This is a genomic window from Gayadomonas joobiniege G7 (assembly GCF_000300815.1).
Lineage (GTDB): Bacteria > Pseudomonadota > Gammaproteobacteria > Enterobacterales > Alteromonadaceae > Catenovulum > Catenovulum joobiniege.
Genome location: NZ_AMRX01000001.1, coordinates 111288 through 133041, shown reverse-complemented (window position 1 = coordinate 133041; position 21754 = coordinate 111288). Strand labels below are relative to the sequence as shown.

Below are 21754 nucleotides of genomic sequence, written 5' to 3'. Positions count from 1 at the left end.
CTTAAGCTATGATGAATAGAGGCTGTTCAAACTCAACCGCATCGCCATTTTGTACCATAATCTTTTTCACTGTACCTGCTTTGTCAGCTGTGATTTCGTTCATCATTTTCATCGCTTCAATGATACAAAGAGTATCACCGATGTTGACGCTGTCACCTTCACTGACAAAATCAGCTGCTCCAGGTTTTGGTGCTGCGTAATATGTACCCACCATAGGTGATTTAACCTGGTGTCCGGCTTCTTCGGCAGCGGCTGGTGCGGCTGTGGCCGCTTCAGCAATTGGCGCTGCCGGCGCTGGCGCTGAGATTGGTTGTGCAGCAACTGGCTGGGCAAAATTTGCCACAGGTGCAGCTCGGCTAATACGAACAGACTCTTCACCTTCGGTGATCTCTAATTCAGAGATGCCTGATTCTTCTACTAATTCGATTAGTTTTTTAACTTTGCGAATATCCATTGCCATTGTCTTTCTCTCTTTAATCTAGTGTGACTCATGGTTTAAAGCTTGATGCACGGCATCAAGCGCGTAAAAATATCCCTGACTGCCCAAACCGCAAATAACGGCTTCGGCGATGTCAGAAAAGTATGAATGATGGCGAAAAGCTTCGCGCTTGTGAATATTAGATAAATGAACTTCAATGCAAGGGACAGAGACAGATAAGATGGCGTCTCTTAATGCAACGCTGGTATGAGTAAACGCAGCCGGATTAATAATGATATAATCTAACTGGCCAAAGTGTTGATGCAGTATATCAATCAATTGAAATTCGGCGTTGGACTGCTGGTGGATCAGCTCTATATTTAAAGCTGACGCTTTATCTGTTAGCTGAGAAACTATTTCGGCGAGGCTAGTGCTGCCGTATATTTCAGGTTCACGTTTTCCTAACATATTTAGGTTAGGGCCGTTTAACAAAAGCACTTTAAATTTTTTGTTTTGCATTAAAACTGTCTTTTTATCCAGGTTATTCGAAGAAAAATCTGAGAAAATGCTGTTAAGTTACATTTTGCCGTTAATCATAGAAGAAATATCATTAATTTGAAATCAAAAATCAAAAAAATTCTAAATAATTCGTTTTAATCGACTTTTAGTGGATATTTAACCTGCTTTTTACCGAATTTGGCAGCACGGATTAGATTAAGCAAAAGCTTTTAAAAAAGTGAACTTGTTAACGTTTTTTTGATCTAAATTTTAATCAGTGAGTACAACAGGATACTTATGTCTTTTAAATTATTTTTTTTATTTATCGTTCTGCCTATCGCTGAAATTGCCGTGTTACTGCATGTTGGCGATCTCATTGGTGGTTGGAATACGTTTTTTATTGTCATCTTGACCGCGCTAGCTGGTGCCCACCTTGTGCGAAATCAAGGTTTAGCGACTTTAGCCGAAATTCAGAAAAAAGCGAGTCAAGGGGTGTTACCAGCAGAGTCATTAACTGAAGGTCTAATGATTTTAGTGGCTGGCATATTGTTAGTAACCCCTGGTTTTATTACTGACATTTTCGGTCTACTCTTAACATTACCGTTAACGCGTAAACCATTAGCCAAAGTTGTGATGGCACAGGTCGGCCATAAAGTGTTTGTTGCCCAATCTCAGAATGTTTATGGTAGCGAGCAAAATTATTATTCAAAAGAGCGTAAACAGCAAAACGAAGTTATTGAAGGGCAATGGGAACGCAAAGACGATAATTAATGAAATTTTATAGGAGCAGAAAATGCGTTTTGCACGGATCAGTTTAGCGGTCGTCCTTTTTTTAATGATATCAATTGTCACCTTTGACTATCTATTTGATCGTACTGGAGTCACTAATAAGTTAGTTTCTGATGCGCTAAAACCTTATCCGTTTACAGTTCAGATTGGTAAGGTTGAACATAAATTGTTGGCGCCAGGGCAATTAATGTTGACAGACATTAAGTGGCAGGATGAGTATGGTGATACCATTTTGCTGGAAAAACTAGACTTAAATTTAAATTGGCAAGCATTACTGTCTGGTACTGTCGATGTTGATAGCTTGATTTTAACTGGTTTAAAAGTTAAAGGTTCACAAAAAGGACTGCAATCGTTACAAAATAACTTGCCACCCGCTGTAAAAGACAGTGGCAACGAGCAGGATGACGAGAGCTATTTTTCGACTGCTGAGCTTGACTATTTTGCCGTTCGTTCGTTTGATGTTGATTTTAACACTGCCGCTGAATCTATCCAAATTAATGAAGCCAGCATCGAGCTCTCCGACTGGCAGTTATCACCTATTTTTCCTTTTGATCTTAATGCTTTGGTGGGGCATGTGGTCGTGATATTGGAAAAAGTCGAGTTTGAACAAAACAATGAGCAGCAGCAATTAATTGCACAATTTACCAAAACAGAGCTCGCGGCAAACTTGCAAAGTGGTTCACAAAAGCCTCTCCTGAGCCTAACTAAACTTAATAACTCAGCATCATTGATTAAGTTTGTACAGCGAATTTCGCCGACAGATGATAATAAAAATTTCGTTGAAGAATCAGATCTGGTGACGGAAAATAGTGCCCAGTCGAGCACGCAAAATATCAACCCTCTGATCCCATCGCTGCCATTTGAACTCGCAATTGGCGATATGCATTTTAACAATAACGATTTGAGTTTAGAGATACCTGAGCAATCCGTTTTAGTTCAAGATCTAGATATTGAACTATCGGATATTCAGTTAAATTTGCAAGCCAAACGCTGGCAAGATCTGATTAATATTCGCCTGCAAAGTCAACTTGAACATGTCATTGCAGATCCTTATCAAATTGATGATCTATCGTTCACCAGTCGGTTGGCAAAAGACGAGTTTTTTTTGGATGAGCTAGTGTTCAAAACGTTTGAGGGTGAGATGTCAATGCAAGCTCATAGTAATTTATCTGAGCCTTATGCTTTTGTGTTAGATGATCTTGTGGCTAAAAATCTGGCGGTAAAAGTTGAGCAGGCAAAACCAGTTGAGCCAGAAAACCCTCAATCGACCACCGACAGCAATAGTGCGGGGGCAGGCGATACAAATAAAACTCAGCAGAGCGAAGGTGAAACCAGCGATAATGAACTCACTGAGGGGGCGGCAAGTGACAGTCAGCCCAATGAACAACAAGAGAGCAAGACAAACGAAGCGCTTGAAAAAGTGCGGTTGGCGCGTATTGAAAAGATACATTTAGAAAATATAACCGTTAAAGTCACTGATCCTAATACCCAAGAAGTCTGGTTAGATGTGCATCCGATCCACTTTTTTGCCGATCAATTTACCTTGATAGAAAATGGCCAGATTAAACAGTTAAGCGATTTTAAGCCAGGTGCAAATTTAGGTGTTGATATTGCAAATATTCAGTATCTACAAACACGTTTAAAAGATCTAAAGATGAATGCTAATACCATAGACGCAGGTGTTCACTTAACCGATGCTAGTGTGACTTTAGACGATGGCAGTGCTTTGGTAAACGGGGATATTCAGCAGCAAGGTAAACAAATTAAAGTCAACCTTATCTCTAAGATAGATCAGCTTAATTTAGATAAGCTGGCACCTATGTTGGTGTCCAGCCCAATTAAACCCACGGGTTTATTAAATGCAGAATTTTCTTCAGATCTTGTATTAGATGAAGGTGCTGAGTTACCGGCGGGTGTAAATGGTGAGTTTTGGTTGAAGACAGACGACTTTAACTTGAATGGTTTAGCATTAGACAAAATTTTAGATGGTTTTAAAGCCAGTCAAGAAACCTCATTGTTCGATATTGGAACCTTTTTAGTGACAGGACCAGTCGGTATGATTGCCATGCAATTTGTCCAATTAGGTTCAGGGGCAATGCAGTTAAAAGGCTCAACAAAAGTAGAGCAGATAGAGGTGCATGGCCAAATTAATCAAAGTGTCGTGAAAATTGCCAATACACGCATCAAAACCCAAGATAACCATTTAGGTTTTTATGGTGGCATAGATCTGGTCAATAATGCGTTTAAAGATTTTAAGTTTGGTTTATTAAAAGAGGACGGCTGCGCGCCAGTACAGCAAAAATTAGATGGTCCTTTTTCAAAAGTTCGTGACGTGCTGTTTAATACCACCAGTGGTGCTGTTACTAGCCCGCTATCAAGCGTTTTACGGACCGCCAGTGATGTGGCTGGTGGTGGTTGCAAGAAGTTTTTTCCTCAACCCGAGTAATACAGATTAAACAAAAAGTCTAATCGGCTGGCCGTTGATTTAAAACAATATATTTGCAGCGGCCTGGTCAATAAAAACTTTTTAAACAGCATTAATTGATGTGAGGATCTGTTGAACGAGAGAAGTGGGCCCTTTCCTTTTAAAGAAGGGCCATTTCTGTTTGACTAAATTTTACCCGCTCGGCTGGTGTCCGAGTAAGCGTTTGTTTTTCGACTAATTTGAGGCGAGGTTTAAGACCGCAACCATTCGCAATTTGAATTGATAAGCCCGGTCTGGCATTGAGTTCTAATAATAAAGGACCATGTTTTACATCCAGTACTATATCAGCGCCTAAATAACCAAGCTCTGTTCTTTCATAACACTTCGCCGCTAACTCTAATAAAGAGGTCCAGTCGGGCACTTTCAGCTCTTTTAGGTTTTGTCCGGTATCCGGATGATGACTGATAGGCTCACCGAATTGCACTGCATGTAACGCCTGACCGTTTTTTAAATCTAAGCCAACCCCAACGGCACCTTGATGTAAATTAGCTTTACCATCCGACGCTTCTGTCGAAAGTCGCATCATGGCCATAACAGGGTAACCTTGAAAGATGATCACTCGAATATCTGGCACACCTTCAAAACTGTAATCAGCAAATAGCTGATCAAAGTTAATTAAGCGTTCAATGATAGCGACATCGGGTTTGCCACCTAGGCTATACAAACCGGCTAGAATATTAGAACAATGGTGCTGTAAATGATCGATTTGCAAACTTTGCCCACTGGGTTTTACAAACTCAGTTTGATGGTTTTCCTGAACCACTAAGATTCCCTTACCGCCACTGCCCTTAGACGGTTTAATGACAAAACCACCTGTTTTAGGCAGATGCTGAAACAGGTTTCTGACATCAAACTGATGTTTAATCGTGGCTAATAACTCAGGTACATGGATATCGGAATTCATCAGCAGTTTTTTGGTTTTGAGCTTGTCATCTACCAGTGGAAAATGACGGCGTTTGTTATATTTAGAGATATAACAAATGTTGCGTTCGTTCATGCCAAGGATGCCCATGCGGGCTAATGCAAATGGGTTAGTTAGCATTTTGTTTGTCCTTGACCATGCTTTTAAAGCGGAATAACTCGAACAAACGGTAGCCAGTATAGTTGCCAAGTGCCAAAATAAAGGACAACAAGATCAGCTGCATCCCTAAAAAGTTAAAAGTTAAATGGCGAACCCATTCATTGGTCATTGCCAGATAAGCAATGATCGCAGTTAACAAGCTTCCACCACCTTGGATCATGACCTCTTTGGTCCCTTCTTCTTCCCACAAAATTGACATTCGCTCTATCGTCCAGGATAAAATAATCATAGGGAAGAAGGTAACTTTAAGGCCTTCACTTAAACCAACTTGGTAACTGACCAAACTAAACAAGGAGATGATAGCAATAACACTAATAATGACGGCTGAAATCCGTGCAACCAATAGCAGGTTAAGCTGAGATAGGTAGCCGCGGAGCATTAAACCGGTAAAAACAATCAATAAAAAGCCAACTAAACCTGTAACTAACGAAGTTTGTATAAACGCCAGGGCGATCAATACTGGCATAAAAGTTCCGGAAGTTCGTAAACCAACTAAAATTCGTAATAAACAGACTACGAGTGCACCTACAGGCAATAATAAAATGGTTTTAAACAACGCCTGTTCTTCTAGCGGTAAACTATGAATTGAAAAATTAATTAAATCATGTGAATTATCGTGTTGTGCACGCACAGCACCTGTAATACTTTCTTGTTGGCGAATGATTGCAAAATTGACACTTGAGTTTTCACCACCGATAACTTCTAACAAAGGCAAACCAGCTGATTGCCAAATGATGTGATTTTCGGGCAATCCTTGTTGACCGCTTCGAGGATCAAAAATGACACTCTTGTTATCACTTACCCAAACCCGAATCAATGGGACGAGTTGTTGTCGCCGACGACCATCTTCAAGCCTTAGTGCACGAATGGTCGCGGCTTTGATCTCTGCTTGGTTTAATAGTTTTACGGCTAATGTCGCACTGTCTGGTTGGGCGTTTTTTAATAAGGAGATGTTCTGTCCAGTTGGGTTATCTTTCTGTTTTAGTGTTAAAAATAATTGCTGTGCAAAACTAATAGGGTCAGCAGAACGGGCGTGCACACTTTGTAATAATTGCTCTGCTGCTGTGTTATAAGGCTCTTGCCAAACCACTGTGGGTAAACTCGGGGCGGGTGGCTCGCTCCCAGTTTGAGCGTTATCAACTAAAAATTCTGTGCGGTAGAACAATGTTTGTGTACCGGTTGCACTGCGTTTAGTCCACTCGATACGATCTGGCGTATTTTGATAAACAACGCCAAAACCAGGTGAAGCAGTTGATTCGTTGATACGGGTAAAACCAGGCTGGTCGGTTGGTCGCGCCAAGCGCACTGATACGGGATCATCACCAGCCAATAATTCAACTCTGGCCTCTAACGACCAGGTCGTTAGGCTTTCACCTGGTAACCAAGGCACCTGGTATTCAATGTGGCGAAAAATAGAGAGCAATAAGCCACTAAAAAACAAGATAAAGATAAGGGCATGAAAGCGCCAGCGGGAATGTTGCATAATAAAGCCCCGATTATTGTTCGTTAGAATATTTGTCGTGTAAATACGACTGACCAACGTCAATTAAAGAGACGTCACGCAAAAATTCACGTCCTAGCAACACTGGAAAGTTCATCTCACTGCGATCTGCTAAGGTAAATTCGGCTTTTTGTTTTAGCTGTTTACCTAAATAAAGGTTAAGCTCAACCACTAAACGGCGTTCTGTTTCGTCGGCTGAGGCCTGGCGGATACGAACCTTTCTAACAACTGGCGCTTCTAAGGTTTCTTCTAGGCCCGTATCTGTGTGGATCATATCAAAGCGCACCCAGTTATCGCCGTCACGTTCGAACTTTTGTATGTTTTTGGCGCTGATTGATGAAGTGGTGGCGCCAGAATCTACTCGGGCTTTGAAGTGCCTGTCTAGCTCAGGAAAATAAACCCATTCAGCCATGCCCAATATTACCTTACCATCCACCTCATAAGATGGTTTTTTACACTCTGTATAGGTTGGCTGAGTGACTTTAGGTTGTTTTATCTTTTTTAGTATCTGTTGCTGAGTTTGATTAAGCTGGACAAGTGACTGCTGCAGTTGTTGGTCACTGTATTGTAGATCGCTCAGCTGTTTATTATGGTATGTATAGCAGGCGGTTATTTGGTTTGATAATTTGTTAAGTTCAGCTTTTTGTTCTTCATGTTGAGCCTGAAAAAAACTCGCACAACCGGTATGCAACAGAGCAAACGGTATTAACATCATGTATTTCAAGGTTTTCATTTCCATGTTTACAGCAATTTTATTTAATGGGTTATATTCGCATTTTCACGCTTATAGTGGCAAGTTATCGCCGCAAAAATGTTAATTGTGCGGCAAAAAACGCTTTAAAATAACTATATAACGAAGGTTTGAGAGGTTTGGATTAATTTAACTTGCGTAAAAAGTAAAAGTCGCGCCTAACGGACGCGACTTTTTAACTATTATTCGCCATCAGTGCCTAGATAACGGGCTTTTTTATTGTCTTTAAGTTTCTGAATATCAACAAGTACCAAACCATCAATACAGTCAGCAAAATCAGGATCAACACCAAAATCTAAAAACTCAACCCCACCATCATCACAAAGCTCACTATATTGTTTGTACAAGGTTGGGATGCTTGTGCCCATATTGGCTAACATAGATTTAAGCTTTACAAAGTCTTCTTTGTAACTCTCTCCAGTAAACTCTTCTTTTAACGCAGAAACCGTATCATTGGGGATCTGGTATGGTTGTTTATGGCGAGCAATTTCGGTATTTTTTTGAAAGTGCAATTTGTAAAAGTACACCATGAGATCTTTGGCCGCCTTGGGCATACTGTTGCTCATGCTAACTGGGCCGAACAAATAGCGAATTTCAGGGTGCTGGCGTAAATAAGCACCAATACCATACCATAAATAGTCTAAGCTACGGCGACCCCAATATTTAGGCTGCACAAAACTGCGGCCAAGCTCCAACCCGCGTGTTAAATACACTTCCATTTGCTCAGCATAATTAAATAAAGAGTCTGTATAGAGGCTATTTTGACCATATTCAGAAACAATTTTTTGGGTATCACCAAGGCGATAAGCACCCACTATTTCAGCGTCTTTTTCGTCCCATAAAATTAAGTGTTCATAATAAGCGTCGTATTTATCAATATCTCTGCGTTTACCACTGCCTTCACCAACAGCCCGAAACGCGACTTCTCGCAAACGGCCTATTTCTCTCATTACAGGTGAACTATCGGTAAAGCGATATAAATAGATATCTTTATTATCACTGGTGTGACCCAGATGCATACACTTTTTAAGTGCAGCTTTTAATTCGTCTCGGTTTTCAGCTCGAGCAATTGCTGACTCAGTCGCAAAACAGCCTTTTTTTTGCTTGCCGATACGGTATAAGTGGCGTTGGAATAAGCGGATTTGCTCTTTGTTGTTTAGCTGTAACCCTTTAAAACCGTCATAAGGAATTAATTCGCCAACTTTCACAGGCATATTTTTATCTTGTTGGCGGAACATTTCTTTAACTAAAAACAGTGTTGAAAGTGGTTTGTACATCATAGATAACAAATAAAATGATGTAGAGTTTTTGCCACTAACATGAATAGGCAAAATTGGTGAATGAGTCGCTTTAGCAAACTTTAAAAAACCGCCGTTCCACTTGCTATCGCGAATACCAATAGGTTTTAACCGAGAGACTTCACCGGCTGGGAAAATCAATACAGCACCTTCGTTATTGAGGTAATCTTGTATCCCTCGGATGTTCTCACGAGCTGTGCCGCCGCCCATATTATTAACCGGCAGCAACAATTCACGTAATGGCGAAATGGCCATCAACAGCTCATTTGCGACCACTTTAAAGTCCTTGCGGACCTCACTTAAGAGCTTTATCAGCGCTAAACCATCAAGGGAACCAATCGGATGGTTTGCAATAATAACGCAGCGGCCATGGCTTGGGATACGCTCTAAATCACGCGCTGATATGGTGTAGCTAAAATCGAAATAATCTAGCACCTGCTCTACAAAGTCTAAACCTTTTAAATGGGGATATTTTTCGCCAAACTCTATAAACTCACGCTCGTGCAATAAACGACGTAAAGCTGCACGGGTAATAGAGGTGAGTAGAGGATGCTTTTGTAATTGAGGTAAATTTTTCTCAATAACTTCGTCTACGGTAAACATATAAAATGACACTCCAGATCTTAATCTGCAGCACTTTAAACGCAAAATGTGAACTGATTTTGTGTTTTTTATTTCACTTTTGTTTCTTATTCGCCCACCGACTATATAACAGCTTAATGCTGGACAATTGTCAGGCTTAAGCAGCCTGATTGGCTGTTTTTACTGTTTTTTGAGCAGAATAATGAGACAGGCGTTGCACAGTCTCAGTCCAATATATTAATTCAATGCTGCCATCCAAATTTTCAGCAAGCATGGTACAGTTTTCTAACCAGTCACCATCATTGCAATATAAGATATTATCTTGGTAAATCACGTCGGGCTGGTGAATGTGACCACAAATAATGCCATCGGTTCCGTTTTTAATCGCATATTCAATCGCGGCTTGGCGGTAACGTTCAATGGCTTCGTTGGCACCCTTAACCCGACTTTTAATATAGCCTGCTAATGACCAATAGCCAAAACCGAATAACTTTCTTATTTTAAAACATGTACGATTTAAAAATAAAAGAAGGTCGTACAATACATCACCAAGGCGTGATTGCCAGGCACCCAAACAAACGTCACCATCAAACTCATCACCGTGTACGACAATAAATTTTTTGTTATCAACCGTGGTGTGAATATAATGGCTGTGAATTTCAATGTCAGCGAACGTCATACCTATATATCGGCGAACTTTTTCATCATGGTTACCCGGCACGTAGATAACTTTAACGCCATTTTTTGCTTTTTCTATGAGTGTATCTACAACTTGATGGTGGCTTTGCGGCCAATTAAAACGTTTTTCTAAAGCCCAGATATCAAAGATATCGCCAACCAAATAGATTGTTTTGGCGTCAACTTTCTCGAGCAAATCTAATAGGTATTCTGCTTTGCAATCTCGACAGCCAAGATGAATGTCAGATAAAAAAATACTTTGATATTGAGTTTTTGTGTTAGCCATGCAAGTTCTCGCTTCTATTGATACCTGTGCCTATGAGCACAGGTATAGAGTGCGAAAGCTGCGTTAAGCTAACTTGACTGTTTAGTGAAGCTTTAATGAAGCCTTACTTAAAAGCCATCTGGGAGGCGGCGCTAACATATAAAAATGCGCTTAAGGTCGCAGTAAGCTGTTGCATATCGGTTAATTCAACTTTATCAAACGTATCGTTTGCTGAGTGTAGATATTTAAAAAATTCATCGGGTTGTTGTATCCAGCTGATCACTGGGACATTTTGTTGAATTAAAAAGTGGGTTTGAGAGCCGCCAATTGAATGGTTATGACCGCGGGTTATGTTCAGATCACTTAATAGAGTATGTAAGCGATCTGCGCTGCTTAAAAAATTTTCGTTTAGGCGGCTATCCATACGTATAACAGCGCCTGCACCCATATCTAATTCGGTTGCCACCTGAGTATTTTTGATGAGTTCTGAGTTGGCAGAGATAAAGTCTTGAATGCCAATTGGGGCCAAGCGGCTAGAGCCGATAAAGACCATTACAATATTACGTTCCAAGTCTTTATTTAATTGTACTAGGTGTTTCATACTTGCTAACATAGTACCAACGCCCGCAGCATTATCCAACGCTCCTGTGCCCAAAGACCAAGAATCAATATGGGTTATCAGGAGAATATTTTCGGCTGTTTGTTTTGGACTTTTTAATGTAGCAATAATATTACTGGTATCTAGCCACTTATTTTCAGTGTTATTTAAAATAAGCTTAACTCTCGTTGTTTGGTTACGGTTGATGATACGGTCTAACAAATCAGCATCTGAGGTAGAAATGGCCGCCGCTGGAATCTTCTTTATATCTTTTTGATATTTTATTAAACCTGTGTGGGGTAATTTAGAGCGGGCAATGCTAACTGACCGTTGGATCACGGCTAGCGCCCCTTTACGAGCAGCCAAATTAATACTTTGCTGACGTAATAAGCTGGCTTGATAATAATCAGATAGTGGTTTTTGTTTAGATAGTTTGCGGTCGATATAAACTATTTTACCTGCCAGCGCTTTTGCATCAATACCACGCAGATGTTCTAGTGAGCTCACTTTAACTACCTCAGCCTCTACCCCTGTGGCTGGTGTGGCTATGCTACCTGCTAGTGAAACCGCATTAAGGTTATGTGAGTAAGGGCTTACTATTTCTACAGATGCTGATTGGTTAGTCCAATTTCTGGCTCGAGTTTTTTGTTTTTGAATGGTTATTTGTGGATATTGGGTTAACTCAGACACTATCCATTGAATAGTTTTTTCTGCCGCTGCTGAGCCAGGCATTCGACCACCAAATTCGGTGCTAATTTTTTCGGCATTAAAGTAGGCAATATCTTCGCTTAACGCTTGTTCTTTTAACGCAGCCAATGTTTTTGCGTTAAATTGTGCAAATACATTTTGCCCAAGCAAAAAAGACAAAACTAAGCAGGAAATAAAAATACGTTTTAACATTAAAATATTCAATCGAAACAAAAAACTTTAATTACACCAGTTATTGGCTAAGAATGCTAGTTTGATGGTGCTTTTATTAATTATAGGCTAGTCACTGGTTGTTTTATAATATTTCTAATATAGTTGTATATGAAACATACAAAGGGGTGGGCTTAGCGAGAGCAGCGCCTACAAGTTTGACCAGAAAGGATATTTATGCATGAACTTAGTGTTGAGTAGTTTTAACATAACGATAGGGATGTTTATGTTAACTGCTGTGATGTCGCTGAGCTTACTCTGTGTCAGCCAGAATAGAGTTAGATTGTTTTCATTAACAGCTCTGTGTGTGATTGGAACCGCATTTCAAATTCTCAGTGTAAAAATTGCATTGACGAACGATTTAGCGTTTGCAATTGAACTACAGCGCTGGCGTGCTTGTGTGGTTGCTTTTTATATTCCTTTTTTATTGGCGTTGTTAGCCAGTTATTTAGGTGGTCGTGCCTATTATTACTTAATTATCGTATTTGCTTTGGGTTTTGCTACGCTCGCAGTGGCAAACCTGATACTTCCTTATGGCATTAAGTTTTCCCAGCAGCCTGAACTCCTTTCAACTTTTGTTGAGGGAACTCGTTTTTATTATTTGGTCGGACTAGGCGGCGTTTGGAGTTTAGTATGGTTTATAGCGCTCTTTAGTGGTTTGTTATTAGCTGTTTTTTGGGCAGTAAAAGTCTATCGTAAAGATCCTATGGTATCTCTGGGTTTAGCGGCATACCTTATCGTTCAATTGTTCATAACAGCGGTAAATATTTATGGACAGACTGAAATTGCCTATGTAATTCAGACGGATGGTTTTGCATTAGTTTTATTTGTGTTATTTGTCAGTATTGGGGTTGGTTACAATGCGTTTAATACGAATCTTGAGTTAAAAAAACTAACCGAAAAGATGCAACTTGAAGTTCAACAGAGCATTAAGTTAAAAAATGAAAAAGTGGTGTTGGCTCGAATTGTAGAAGAAGAACCCGTTGCAACTCATATTGTTGATGCCGGTGGCCGGGTGCTTATGTGTAATTCGGCGAGTCGGGAGTTCTGGCAACAAGATTTAAGCGAAAGTCAGTTTAACCTGATTGAGTTTATCAGAATTGCTTGTCAGCAAAATAACCTGAGTTTCAAGTTAGCGAATGATTTTGTTCACCTACCTGAACTCAATATTAAATCCGGTTTAGGGTATTTTTTACCGGAAGGCATCAATGTATGTTGGTTGAGTGTAGATCTATTCCCATTAACCGAGCAGCAACAGGCACAAAGATATTGCATCAGAGTGATTGATATTTCCCACCAAAAATCAGTAGAAGAGGCCGTTAAAAAAGTTGCATCTGCGGTGACAGCCAACTGGGGCAGCCAATTTTATTCGCAAATGGTGCGCATGCTAAATCAAACCTTTAACAGTGATTACGCTTTTATTGCGAGGATATCGGATGATGGGCTAACAATGCATACAGTGGCCGTCGCACATGGTGAACATATTTTAGATAACTTTTCATATAGCTTAGAGGGTACCCCTTGTGCCAAAACTCAGGATAAAGGCGTTTGCTGGTACCCGAACAATGTTCAGCAGTGTTTTCCTAACGATTTATTATTACAAGATTTAAACGTACAGGGGTATTTAGGGGCGGCATTAACTCATGCTGATTCTGGTTTTATCGGGGTCTTAGCCGTTATGAGTGTCGACCCAATTGAGGTGCCTGGGAGTATTAGCGAGTTATTAGATGTTTTTGTTGCTAGGGTTTCGGCCGAATTTCAGTTGGAAGAGGCACAACAAAAAATAAAAACGCTCGCTTATTATGACTACCTGACCGAATTGCCCAACAGGGCCCAATTGCAAGAGCGTTTATCTTTTAAGTTATCAACCTATTCAGCTGATGAGCACTCTGCATTGTTAATGTTAGATTTAGATAATTTTAAATATATCAATGATTCTTTAGGTAATGATGTAGCCGACCAGGTTTTACGCGAAGTAGGGCGACGATTGAACAGCCATTCAACCCTAATGGTTGCGCGATATGGTGGTGATGAATTTGTGGTAATTTCTGAAAAGCATACTAAAAAGACAATTAAAGCCCACGCCATTGAGATCGGTGGAGATATTATCGAATCTATCGAAAAGCCGATTCAAATTGGTAATTTGATTGTGAACGTATCGGCGACTATTGGCGTGTGTATTTTTCCATTGCAAAGTACCGACAGACTGGAAATTTTAAGTTTTGCGGAAACCGCGCTCATTCAAGCTAAAAAACATGGGCGCGGTTTATTGCATTTATTTGATCCAGAAGTACAACAGCAAATTGAGCGTAAAATTATACTGCAAAATGCCTTAAAAAGAGCAATAGAAGAAAACCAACTGACGTTAGCAGTACAACCGCAAATCAGGCTTGATACGAAACAAATTTCGGGTGAAGTATTATTACGCTGGACAAATACCGAGGGTGAAATTATTTCACCGGCAGAGTTTATACCTGTAGCTGAAGAGAGCGGACTGATCCACCCACTTGGAGACTGGGTGTTAGAAAGAACAATAAAATTAATTTCGCAGTGGCAGTCGCAGCCTAACTTTGGTGGTTTGGCAATGAATTTATCCGCTTGGCAGTTTGCCGATAGTGAATTTGTTTTTAAGCTCTTTCGCAGCGTGCAAAATGCAAAGATTAACGCCGAGCTGCTGACACTAGAATTAACCGAAACTAGCTTATTACGGGATGTCAATGAAACTAAACTGAGGTTAATTCAATTACGTAAAGGTGGTTTTAGGGTGTCGCTTGATGATTTTGGTACCGGCTACTCATCACTGTCGTATTTACGTGAGTTGTCACTGGATGAGATTAAAATAGATAAAAGTTTTGTTGATGAGATCAATGGTGAAAATGGCACACCTTTAATAGAGTCTATCATCTCGATTGCTGAACATTTAAACTTAGAAGTGTTAGCAGAAGGTGTCGAAACAGAAAATCAGCAAAACGCGTTAAGTAAAATTGGCTGCCGGGCTTTTCAAGGTTATTATTTTGCTCGACCGCTGACAATTGACGCTTTTACTGACTATTTAAAACAAGCATAAAAAAACCAGAGCATGCTCTGGTTTTTTGTACGTATACATCTCTGTTTATAATCTAAGCAAATTATAAAGCTTTGATTTGAGCAGCTAAACGGCTCTTATGACGTGCAGCTTTATTTTTGTGGATTAAACCACGTGAAGCAAAACGGTCTAACAGAGGTTGAACTGTTTGGAAAGCAGAAGTCGCAGCTTCTTTATCACCAGCTTCAATAGCGGTAACAACTTTCTTTAAATATGTACGCATCATTGAACGACGGCTTGCATTATGCTGGCGACTTTTCTCAGCTTGAACCGCACGTTTTTTAGCAGACTTGATGTTAGCCAAAACTAAACTCCTAAATACTCGAAAATCAGGGTTACCCTTATCTAAAGGCGCGAAAATATGCCTGTTTAAGCGCTAAATGTCAATCGATTTCGCATAAAAAATACACTTTAACGAAAAATGCCCGTGAATTCACACAAGAGTGCCCTTATACTGCGTGCAAATTTATTACGGAGGCAGTTCATTGGCTAAAAACTTATTAAGGTCTGGGATTATTTTTAGCGCTATGACTATGGTATCACGCATATTAGGGCTAGTTAGAGATATTGTGATTGCTAATTTGCTCGGTGCAGGTGCGGCAGCGGATGTGTTCATTTTAACAAATAAAATTCCTAACTTTTTGCGCCGCTTGTTTGCCGAAGGTGCTTTTGCGCAGGCGTTTGTACCCGTATTAACCGAATATAAAGAGCAAAAAGGCCTTGCCGAAACCAGGTTATTGATCGCTCGGGTATCTGGTACCTTAGGCACAATAGTCATGCTCACCACTATTTTGGGGGTGATTGGTTCACCGGTTGTGGTGGCTTTATTCGGCACAGGTTGGTTTTTAGATTGGCTGCAGGGCGGTGCTGACGGCGCTAAATATGAGCTGGCCAGCCTGATGTTAAAAATCACTTTTCCGTATTTGGCTTTTATTGCGCTCACAGCGCTCGCTGGGGCGGTACTAAATACTTGGGGCCAATTTGGTGCCGCTGCGTTTACCCCAGTACTTTTAAATATCAGCATGATCACAGCCGCGGTGTTTTTTGCCGATTTTTTCCATGAACCTGCATTTGCGTTAGCCTGGGGGGTGTTTTTTGGTGGCATGCTGCAATTTATGTTTCAGATCCCTTTTATGATTAAAGCTGGTGTCCTTTCTAGGCCGCGTTGGGGCTGGCATGACCCCGGGGTAAGCCGTATTCGAAAACTAATGATCCCTGCATTGTTTGGTGTTTCGGTCAGTCAAATTAATTTATTATTTGATACTGTGCTGGCCAGTTTTTTACAATCAGGCTCTATTAGTTGGTTATATTATTCAGACCGTTTGTTAGAGTTTCCACTGGGTCTGTTTGGCGTTGCCATTGCGACTGTGATCTTACCGGCATTATCACGTGACCATGTGCAAACTGATCCTGAGTCTTTTAAAAGGACCCTGGATTGGGGCATAAAAATGGTGTGTTTTCTGGGTTTACCTTCGTCGCTGGGGCTTATTGTGCTGGCTCAGCCTATGATAATGGTGTTATTTATGCGCGGCGAATTTGATGCGAATGATGCGGCGCAAAGTGAATTAAGTTTGGTTGCCTATGCCCTGGGTTTGTTATTTTTTATGTTGATTAAAGTATTGGCTGGCGCCTTTTTTTCGCGGCAAGATACGGCAACACCCGTTTCTATCGGCATTAAAGCTATGCTATTGAATATGGTGTTTAATATCATACTCATTTTCCCACTGGCGCATGTTGGGCTTGCTTTAGCGACAAGCCTTTCAGCGGCTTTTAACGCGGGTTTATTATATTGTTATCTTAAGCGAGAGGCGGTTTATTCTATTAGCCGTGAATCCATTGCGACTTTGCTACGCTGTATCTTTGCCAGTTGTGTTATGCTGTTGTTTTTATATTTTATTCAACCCAACACCAATGAATGGTTGCAAATGGACCTTAGTCAGCGAATTGGGTATTTAATTGCGCTAATCGGTGCCGGTGGTTTAGTGTATTTGCTCGCTGTCGCCCTATTTGGCTTACGAGTTCGTCACTTGAAGGCTGCATAGTTGGGTCAGCTAAGTTATAATCGCGCGGATTTTACTAAAAAACAGGTCAGCATGGAGTTAATTCGGGGAATTTACAATATTTCAGACACCCACAAAGGTTGTGTGGTGACCATAGGCAACTTTGATGGGGTGCACCTAGGGCATTTGAGTGTTTTACGTCAAGTTAAACAGAAAGCCGAAGCCTTACAGCTGCCATCTACTGTGGTGGTCTTTGAACCTCAGCCTGCTGAATTTTTTGCACCGGTTAAAGCACCCGCAAGATTGACTCGTTGGCGTGATAAATACCAATTGCTTAAACAGCATGTCGATCGTTTATTGGTGATCCGTTTTAATGCTGAGTTTGCGCAAATGACCGCAGAAGCTTTTGTGCAAGATATTTTAGTGGGCAAACTGGGTGTTCGCCATTTAGTTGTTGGTGATGATTTTAGATTTGGTAAACAAAGAGCTGGCAACTTTGCCTTGCTGCAGGCCGCCGCAGAAAAAAATAATTTTACTTTAGAAGATACGCACACTCACAGCTTGCAAGGTGGTAGGGTGAGTAGTACAGCAATCCGCCAAGCGTTAAAACAAGGTGAGTTTAACAAAGCAAGTATATTGCTTGGGCGAGATTATTCGATGCAAGGGCGTGTTGTACACGGGCAAAAAAAAGGACGCCAAATTGGTTTTCCAACGGCAAACTTATTGCTCGGGCGAAAAAAATCACCGTTAACTGGTGTTTTTGCGGTGACAGTCAAAGTCGCTGGGTGCATCTATTACGGTGTTGCTAATATTGGTCACCGACCGACGGTGGCTGGCCAAGGTGAGCAATTAGAAGTCCATTTGTTTGACTTTTCAGATAATTTATATGGACAACAGATTGAAGTGTTTTTTTGTAAAAAGTTACGCAGTGAGCAAAAGTTTGATTCTTTTGCACTTTTACAACAACAAATACAAATAGATAGTGAGCAGGCAAAAGCATTTTTTGGCTGTCAGACAAGTTCTTAAAAAGCAGGATAATGGCATAAGATGAGTAATTATAAACAAACGCTAAATTTACCTGAAACCGCATTCCCGATGCGAGGGGATTTAGCCAAGCGCGAGCCTAAGATGCTCAATGAGTGGCAGCAAAAAGGTTTATATCAGGCAATTCGTCAAGCGCGTCAGGGCTGTGAGCAGTTCATTTTGCACGATGGCCCTCCGTATGCCAATGGTAATATCCATCTAGGCCATGCTGTTAATAAAGTTCTAAAAGATATCATTGTTAAATCTAAAACCCTATCTGGTTATGATGCACCTTATGTTCCAGGTTGGGATTGCCACGGTTTGCCAATCGAGTTACAGGTTGAGAAAAAAGTTGGTAAACCTGGGCATAAAGTCAGCGCAGCGGCTTTTCGTGAAAAATGTCGTGAATATGCAGGCAAACAAGTCGCTGGCCAAAAAGAAGATTTTATCCGTTTAGGTGTGCTTGGTGAGTGGGATAATCCTTACCTAACGATGGATTATAAGTTTGAAGCAAATATTATCCGCTCTCTGGGCAAAATTGCCGATAACGGCCATCTAGAAAAAGGCTTTAAACCAGTTCATTGGTGCACAGATTGTGGTTCAGCTTTAGCCGAAGCCGAAGTTGAGTATAAAGACAAACAATCCCCAGCGATTGATGTGCGTTTTACGTTAACCGATGAGTCCGTTGCAGATAAGTTTGACCATCCTGACGGGCATAGTGGCCGTGGCCCTATTTCAGTGGTTATCTGGACAACCACACCTTGGACATTGCCAGCAAACAGAGCCGTTGCTGTGCACCCTGAACTTGAATATAGCTTGATTCAAGTTGAAGGCGAGCAACCAGAGCGCTTGATTTTAGCAACCGACTTAGTGACTGCCGCGATGGACAGGTTCGGCATTGATAAATATCACGCATTGGGTTTTTGCAAAGGTGCCGAATTAGAACTTAGTCAGGCTCAGCATCCGTTTTACGACTTTACTGTGCCAGTCATTTTAGGTTTACACGTAACGACAGAATCAGGCACTGGTTGTGTGCACACAGCGCCTGGTCATGGTCAAGACGACTTTATCGTCGGTCAAAAATATCAGTTGGAAGTAGCTAACCCTGTCGGTGCTAATGGTGTTTATTTAGAAGGAACCCCGTTATTTGCAGGCCAACACGTTAGCAAAGCAAACCAAGTTATTGTTGACTTACTGCACGAAAAAGGCGCTTTATTACATCATCATGCGTATGAACATAGTTATCCGCATTGCTGGCGCCATAAGACGCCGATCATCTTCCGAGCAACACCACAATGGTTTATCTCTATGGATAAAGGTGGTTTACGCGAACGCTCATTAACGGCGATTAAAGAAACTCAGTGGATCCCCGCGTGGGGTGAAGGACGCATTAGTAATATGGTAGAAGGCCGCCCTGACTGGTGTATCTCGCGCCAGCGTACTTGGGGGGTGCCGATTGCATTATTGATTAATAAACAGACGGGTGAGTTGCATCCTGATACGGCTGAGATTATTGAAAAAGTAGCCTTAGCGGTAGAAGAAAAAGGTATTCAAGCTTGGTTCGATATGACAGTCGAGGATCTGTTAACAACAGATGCTGAGCAATATGAAAAAGTGGCTGATACACTCGATGTCTGGTTTGACTCGGGGGTAACACACGCGTGTGTGCTGGATGCCAGAGATACGTTTACCAAAAAACAAGCAGACATTTATTTAGAGGGTTCAGACCAACATAGAGGTTGGTTTATGTCTTCGTTGATGACAGGTATTAGCATTAAGGACGAAGCACCATATAAACAAGTGTTAACCCATGGTTTTACGGTTGATAAAGATGGCCGTAAAATGTCTAAATCTTTAGGTAATACCATTAGTCCTCAGCAAGTGATTGGTAAATTTGGTGCTGATATTTTACGTTTATGGATTGCATCGGCCAACTACACTGGCGAGATTACAGTCTCAGACGAAATCATCAAACGTTCGGCAGATGCTTATCGCCGGATCCGCAACACAGCTCGCTTTTTGTTATCCAACCTAAATGGTTTTGACCCAGCTAAAGATGCGGTTGCCTTAGCAGATATGGTTGAACTGGATCGCTGGGCTGTAGCACAGGCTTATCAGGTGCAAAACGATATTATAACGGCTTACGATGAGTATCAGTGTCTGCAAGTAGTGCAAAAACTCATGCATTTTTGTTCGATCGAAATGGGTAGTTTTTATCTGGATATCATTAAAGATAGGCAGTACACAGCCAAAGAGGATGGACATGCCCGTCGCTCTTGTCAAACTGCCATGTATTTAATTGCTGAAGCACTGACTCGCTGGATGGCGCCCATATTAAGCTTTACCGCTCAAGAGATCTGGCAACAATTGCCAGGCGAGCGAGATGAATTTGTATTTACCCAGGAGTGGTACACAGAATTAGCCGATTTTGATGGTGATAACCGTTTATCAAACCATGATTGGTCACAGCTGATGCAGGTAAAAGATCAAGTAAACCGATTAATCGAAAGCGCTCGAAAAGAAAATGTTTTAGGGGCATCGTTGCAAGCTGAAGTGACCTTGTACGCTGAGCAACAGCTATTTGATTTATTAACTAAATTAGATGATGAGTTAAGGTTTGTATTAATCACCTCAGGCGCTAGTGTTAAACCATTAAGCGAAGCCAATGAGCAAGCTCAAGATTGTGAGTTGTCGGGGCTTAAAATTGCTATTGCCGCAAGTGCTGGCGGAAAGTGTGAGCGTTGCTGGCATTATCGCGATGATGTTGGTGCTAATGAAAGCCACAAGAGCTTGTGCTCTCGTTGTATCGTTAATATCGAAGGGGACGGTGAAAGCCGTCAATACGCTTAATGAATGCTTTTAAAAACACCGGGCTGGCCTATTTATGGTTAGCCATTGCATTGCTGATAGTCGATCAGGTTAGCAAAATTATTGTAGTCGATAACTTTTATTTAGGTGAAAGTATTGCCGTTACCGACTTTTTTAATTTAACGTATGTTCATAACTATGGCGCAGCATTTAGCTTTTTAGCAGATAGTGGCGGCTGGCAACGCTGGTTTTTTACCGCCATTGCCATTTTTGCTGTTGTACTGATTAGCATTTGGTTAAAGCGCACAGACAAATCACAGACAGCTTTAGTCATTGGTTTTAACTGTATTCTAGGTGGTGCGGCTGGTAATCTGGTTGACCGTGTTGCTTATGGTTACGTGGTTGACTTTTTAGATTTCACTATTCCACTTTATGGGCGCTGGCCAGCTTTTAACGTGGCTGATATGGCGATTGTGATTGGAGCAGGTTTGGTATTATTAGACGCTTTTATCAATAAACAAGAAGATACAAAAGATGAGTCATGATTTAATTACCCATGGCAGTAAGGTAACTCTGCACTTTTCGATTATCTTAGCCGATGGTAGCGCGGCTGATAGCACTAAGGTGCATGGTAAACCAGCCCAATTTAATATTGGTGACGGTTCTATGACAGATACTTTCGAAGCTTGTTTATTAGGGTTAAAAGCAGGTGATAGTGAAAAATTCACTTTGCCGCCAGAGCAGGCTTTTGGGCAGCCCAACCCAGACAATATTTATTATTTAGAGCGCAATCGTTTTGCCGCTGATGCACCGGCAGAAGTGGGCAGTATTATTGCTTTTGCACAACCTGATGGTAGCGAGCTTCCCGGGATTATTCGTGAAGTGAGTGGCGACTCTGTAACGGTTGATTTTAATCATCCTTTATGTGGTCAAACAGTGACCTTTGATGTTGAAATCATTGCCGTAGAAAATTAAC

Annotated in this window: 17 protein-coding genes; 8 read left to right on the top strand and 9 right to left on the bottom strand. The window is 41.1% G+C overall.

Annotated elements, in window-relative coordinates:
- Nucleotide 1: 1 nt before the first annotated feature.
- A complete protein-coding gene (accB, locus tag C727_RS0100665; RefSeq protein WP_026052479.1) occupies nucleotides 2-454 on the bottom strand; it encodes an acetyl-CoA carboxylase biotin carboxyl carrier protein in 453 nt (150 codons plus the stop codon).
- A gap of 24 nt (nucleotides 455-478) precedes the next feature.
- Nucleotides 479-937, bottom strand: a complete 459-nt coding sequence (gene aroQ, locus C727_RS0100660; RefSeq protein WP_017443687.1) for a type II 3-dehydroquinate dehydratase — start codon at nucleotides 935-937, stop codon at nucleotides 479-481.
- A 276-nt stretch (nucleotides 938-1213) separates the two neighbouring features.
- On the opposite strand from aroQ, the gene C727_RS0100655 reads away from it, so the two are divergent.
- Entirely contained in the window at nucleotides 1214-1687 is a 474-nt protein-coding gene (locus tag C727_RS0100655) for an FxsA family protein (RefSeq protein WP_017443686.1), read from the top strand.
- Nucleotides 1688-1709: 22 nt separating this feature from the next.
- Nucleotides 1710-4151 carry a hypothetical protein gene (locus C727_RS0100650; protein WP_017443685.1) on the top strand — a complete coding sequence of 814 codons (2442 nt, stop codon included), beginning with the start codon at nucleotides 1710-1712 and terminating at the stop codon, nucleotides 4149-4151.
- A gap of 139 nt (nucleotides 4152-4290) precedes the next feature.
- On the opposite strand, the gene C727_RS0100645 is transcribed toward C727_RS0100650, so the two are convergent.
- The 6 genes from C727_RS0100645 to C727_RS0100615 form a co-directional block, all read right to left on the bottom strand.
- Nucleotides 4291-5232: an alpha-L-glutamate ligase-like protein gene (locus C727_RS0100645; RefSeq protein ID WP_017443684.1), complete on the bottom strand. Its 942-nt coding sequence runs from the start codon at nucleotides 5230-5232 to the stop codon at nucleotides 4291-4293.
- Nucleotides 5222-6754: an inactive transglutaminase family protein gene (locus C727_RS0100640; protein WP_017443683.1), complete on the bottom strand. Its 1533-nt coding sequence runs from the start codon at nucleotides 6752-6754 to the stop codon at nucleotides 5222-5224. The genes C727_RS0100645 and C727_RS0100640 overlap by 11 nt, the downstream gene beginning before the upstream one ends.
- Before the next feature lie 13 nt (nucleotides 6755-6767).
- Nucleotides 6768-7487 carry an ATP-dependent zinc protease family protein gene (locus C727_RS0100635; protein ID WP_237742285.1) on the bottom strand — a complete coding sequence of 240 codons (720 nt, stop codon included), beginning with the start codon at nucleotides 7485-7487 and terminating at the stop codon, nucleotides 6768-6770.
- Between the two features lie 218 nt (nucleotides 7488-7705).
- The gene (gene olsF, locus C727_RS0100625) at nucleotides 7706-9424 is read right to left on the bottom strand and encodes a bifunctional ornithine lipid synthase OlsF (RefSeq protein ID WP_017443681.1); all 1719 of its coding nucleotides are present in this window, start codon (nucleotides 9422-9424) and stop codon (nucleotides 7706-7708) included.
- Nucleotides 9425-9560: 136 nt separating this feature from the next.
- A complete protein-coding gene (locus C727_RS0100620; RefSeq protein WP_017443680.1) occupies nucleotides 9561-10367 on the bottom strand; it encodes a UDP-2,3-diacylglucosamine diphosphatase in 807 nt (268 codons plus the stop codon).
- Nucleotides 10368-10470: 103 nt separating this feature from the next.
- Entirely contained in the window at nucleotides 10471-11844 is a 1374-nt protein-coding gene (locus C727_RS0100615) for a M28 family peptidase (protein ID WP_017443679.1), read from the bottom strand.
- Nucleotides 11845-12043: 199 nt separating this feature from the next.
- On the opposite strand from C727_RS0100615, the gene C727_RS0100610 reads away from it, so the two are divergent.
- Entirely contained in the window at nucleotides 12044-14929 is a 2886-nt protein-coding gene (locus C727_RS0100610) for a putative bifunctional diguanylate cyclase/phosphodiesterase (protein WP_017443678.1), read from the top strand.
- Between the two features lie 61 nt (nucleotides 14930-14990).
- Here C727_RS0100610 and rpsT read toward each other — a convergent pair whose 3' ends face one another.
- Nucleotides 14991-15251, bottom strand: coding sequence for a 30S ribosomal protein S20 (gene rpsT, locus C727_RS0100605; protein WP_017443677.1), 261 nt, complete (start codon nucleotides 15249-15251; stop codon nucleotides 14991-14993).
- A 181-nt stretch (nucleotides 15252-15432) separates the two neighbouring features.
- Here rpsT and murJ point away from each other — a divergent pair, with 181 nt between their 5' ends.
- Genes murJ through fkpB form a run of 5 tightly spaced genes read left to right on the top strand, consistent with a single transcriptional unit; the run spans nucleotide 15433 to nucleotide 21753 of the window.
- On the top strand, nucleotides 15433-16989 hold the full coding sequence (murJ, locus tag C727_RS0100600; RefSeq protein ID WP_017443676.1) for a murein biosynthesis integral membrane protein MurJ: 1557 nt from the start codon (nucleotides 15433-15435) through the stop codon (nucleotides 16987-16989).
- Between the two features lie 51 nt (nucleotides 16990-17040).
- The gene (gene ribF / locus C727_RS0100595) at nucleotides 17041-17973 is read left to right on the top strand and encodes a bifunctional riboflavin kinase/FAD synthetase (RefSeq protein ID WP_026052477.1); all 933 of its coding nucleotides are present in this window, start codon (nucleotides 17041-17043) and stop codon (nucleotides 17971-17973) included.
- A gap of 21 nt (nucleotides 17974-17994) precedes the next feature.
- Nucleotides 17995-20820 (top strand): isoleucine--tRNA ligase, encoded by a 2826-nt coding sequence (gene ileS, locus C727_RS0100590; protein WP_017443674.1) that lies wholly within the window; start codon nucleotides 17995-17997, stop codon nucleotides 20818-20820.
- Nucleotides 20820-21323, top strand: a complete 504-nt coding sequence (lspA, locus tag C727_RS0100585) for a signal peptidase II (RefSeq protein WP_017443673.1) — start codon at nucleotides 20820-20822, stop codon at nucleotides 21321-21323. Before ileS ends, lspA begins: the two co-directional genes overlap by 1 nt.
- Nucleotides 21313-21753 (top strand): FKBP-type peptidyl-prolyl cis-trans isomerase, encoded by a 441-nt coding sequence (fkpB, locus tag C727_RS0100580; RefSeq protein WP_017443672.1) that lies wholly within the window; start codon nucleotides 21313-21315, stop codon nucleotides 21751-21753. Before lspA ends, fkpB begins: the two co-directional genes overlap by 11 nt.
- The last annotated feature ends 1 nt before the right edge of the window (nucleotide 21754 follow it).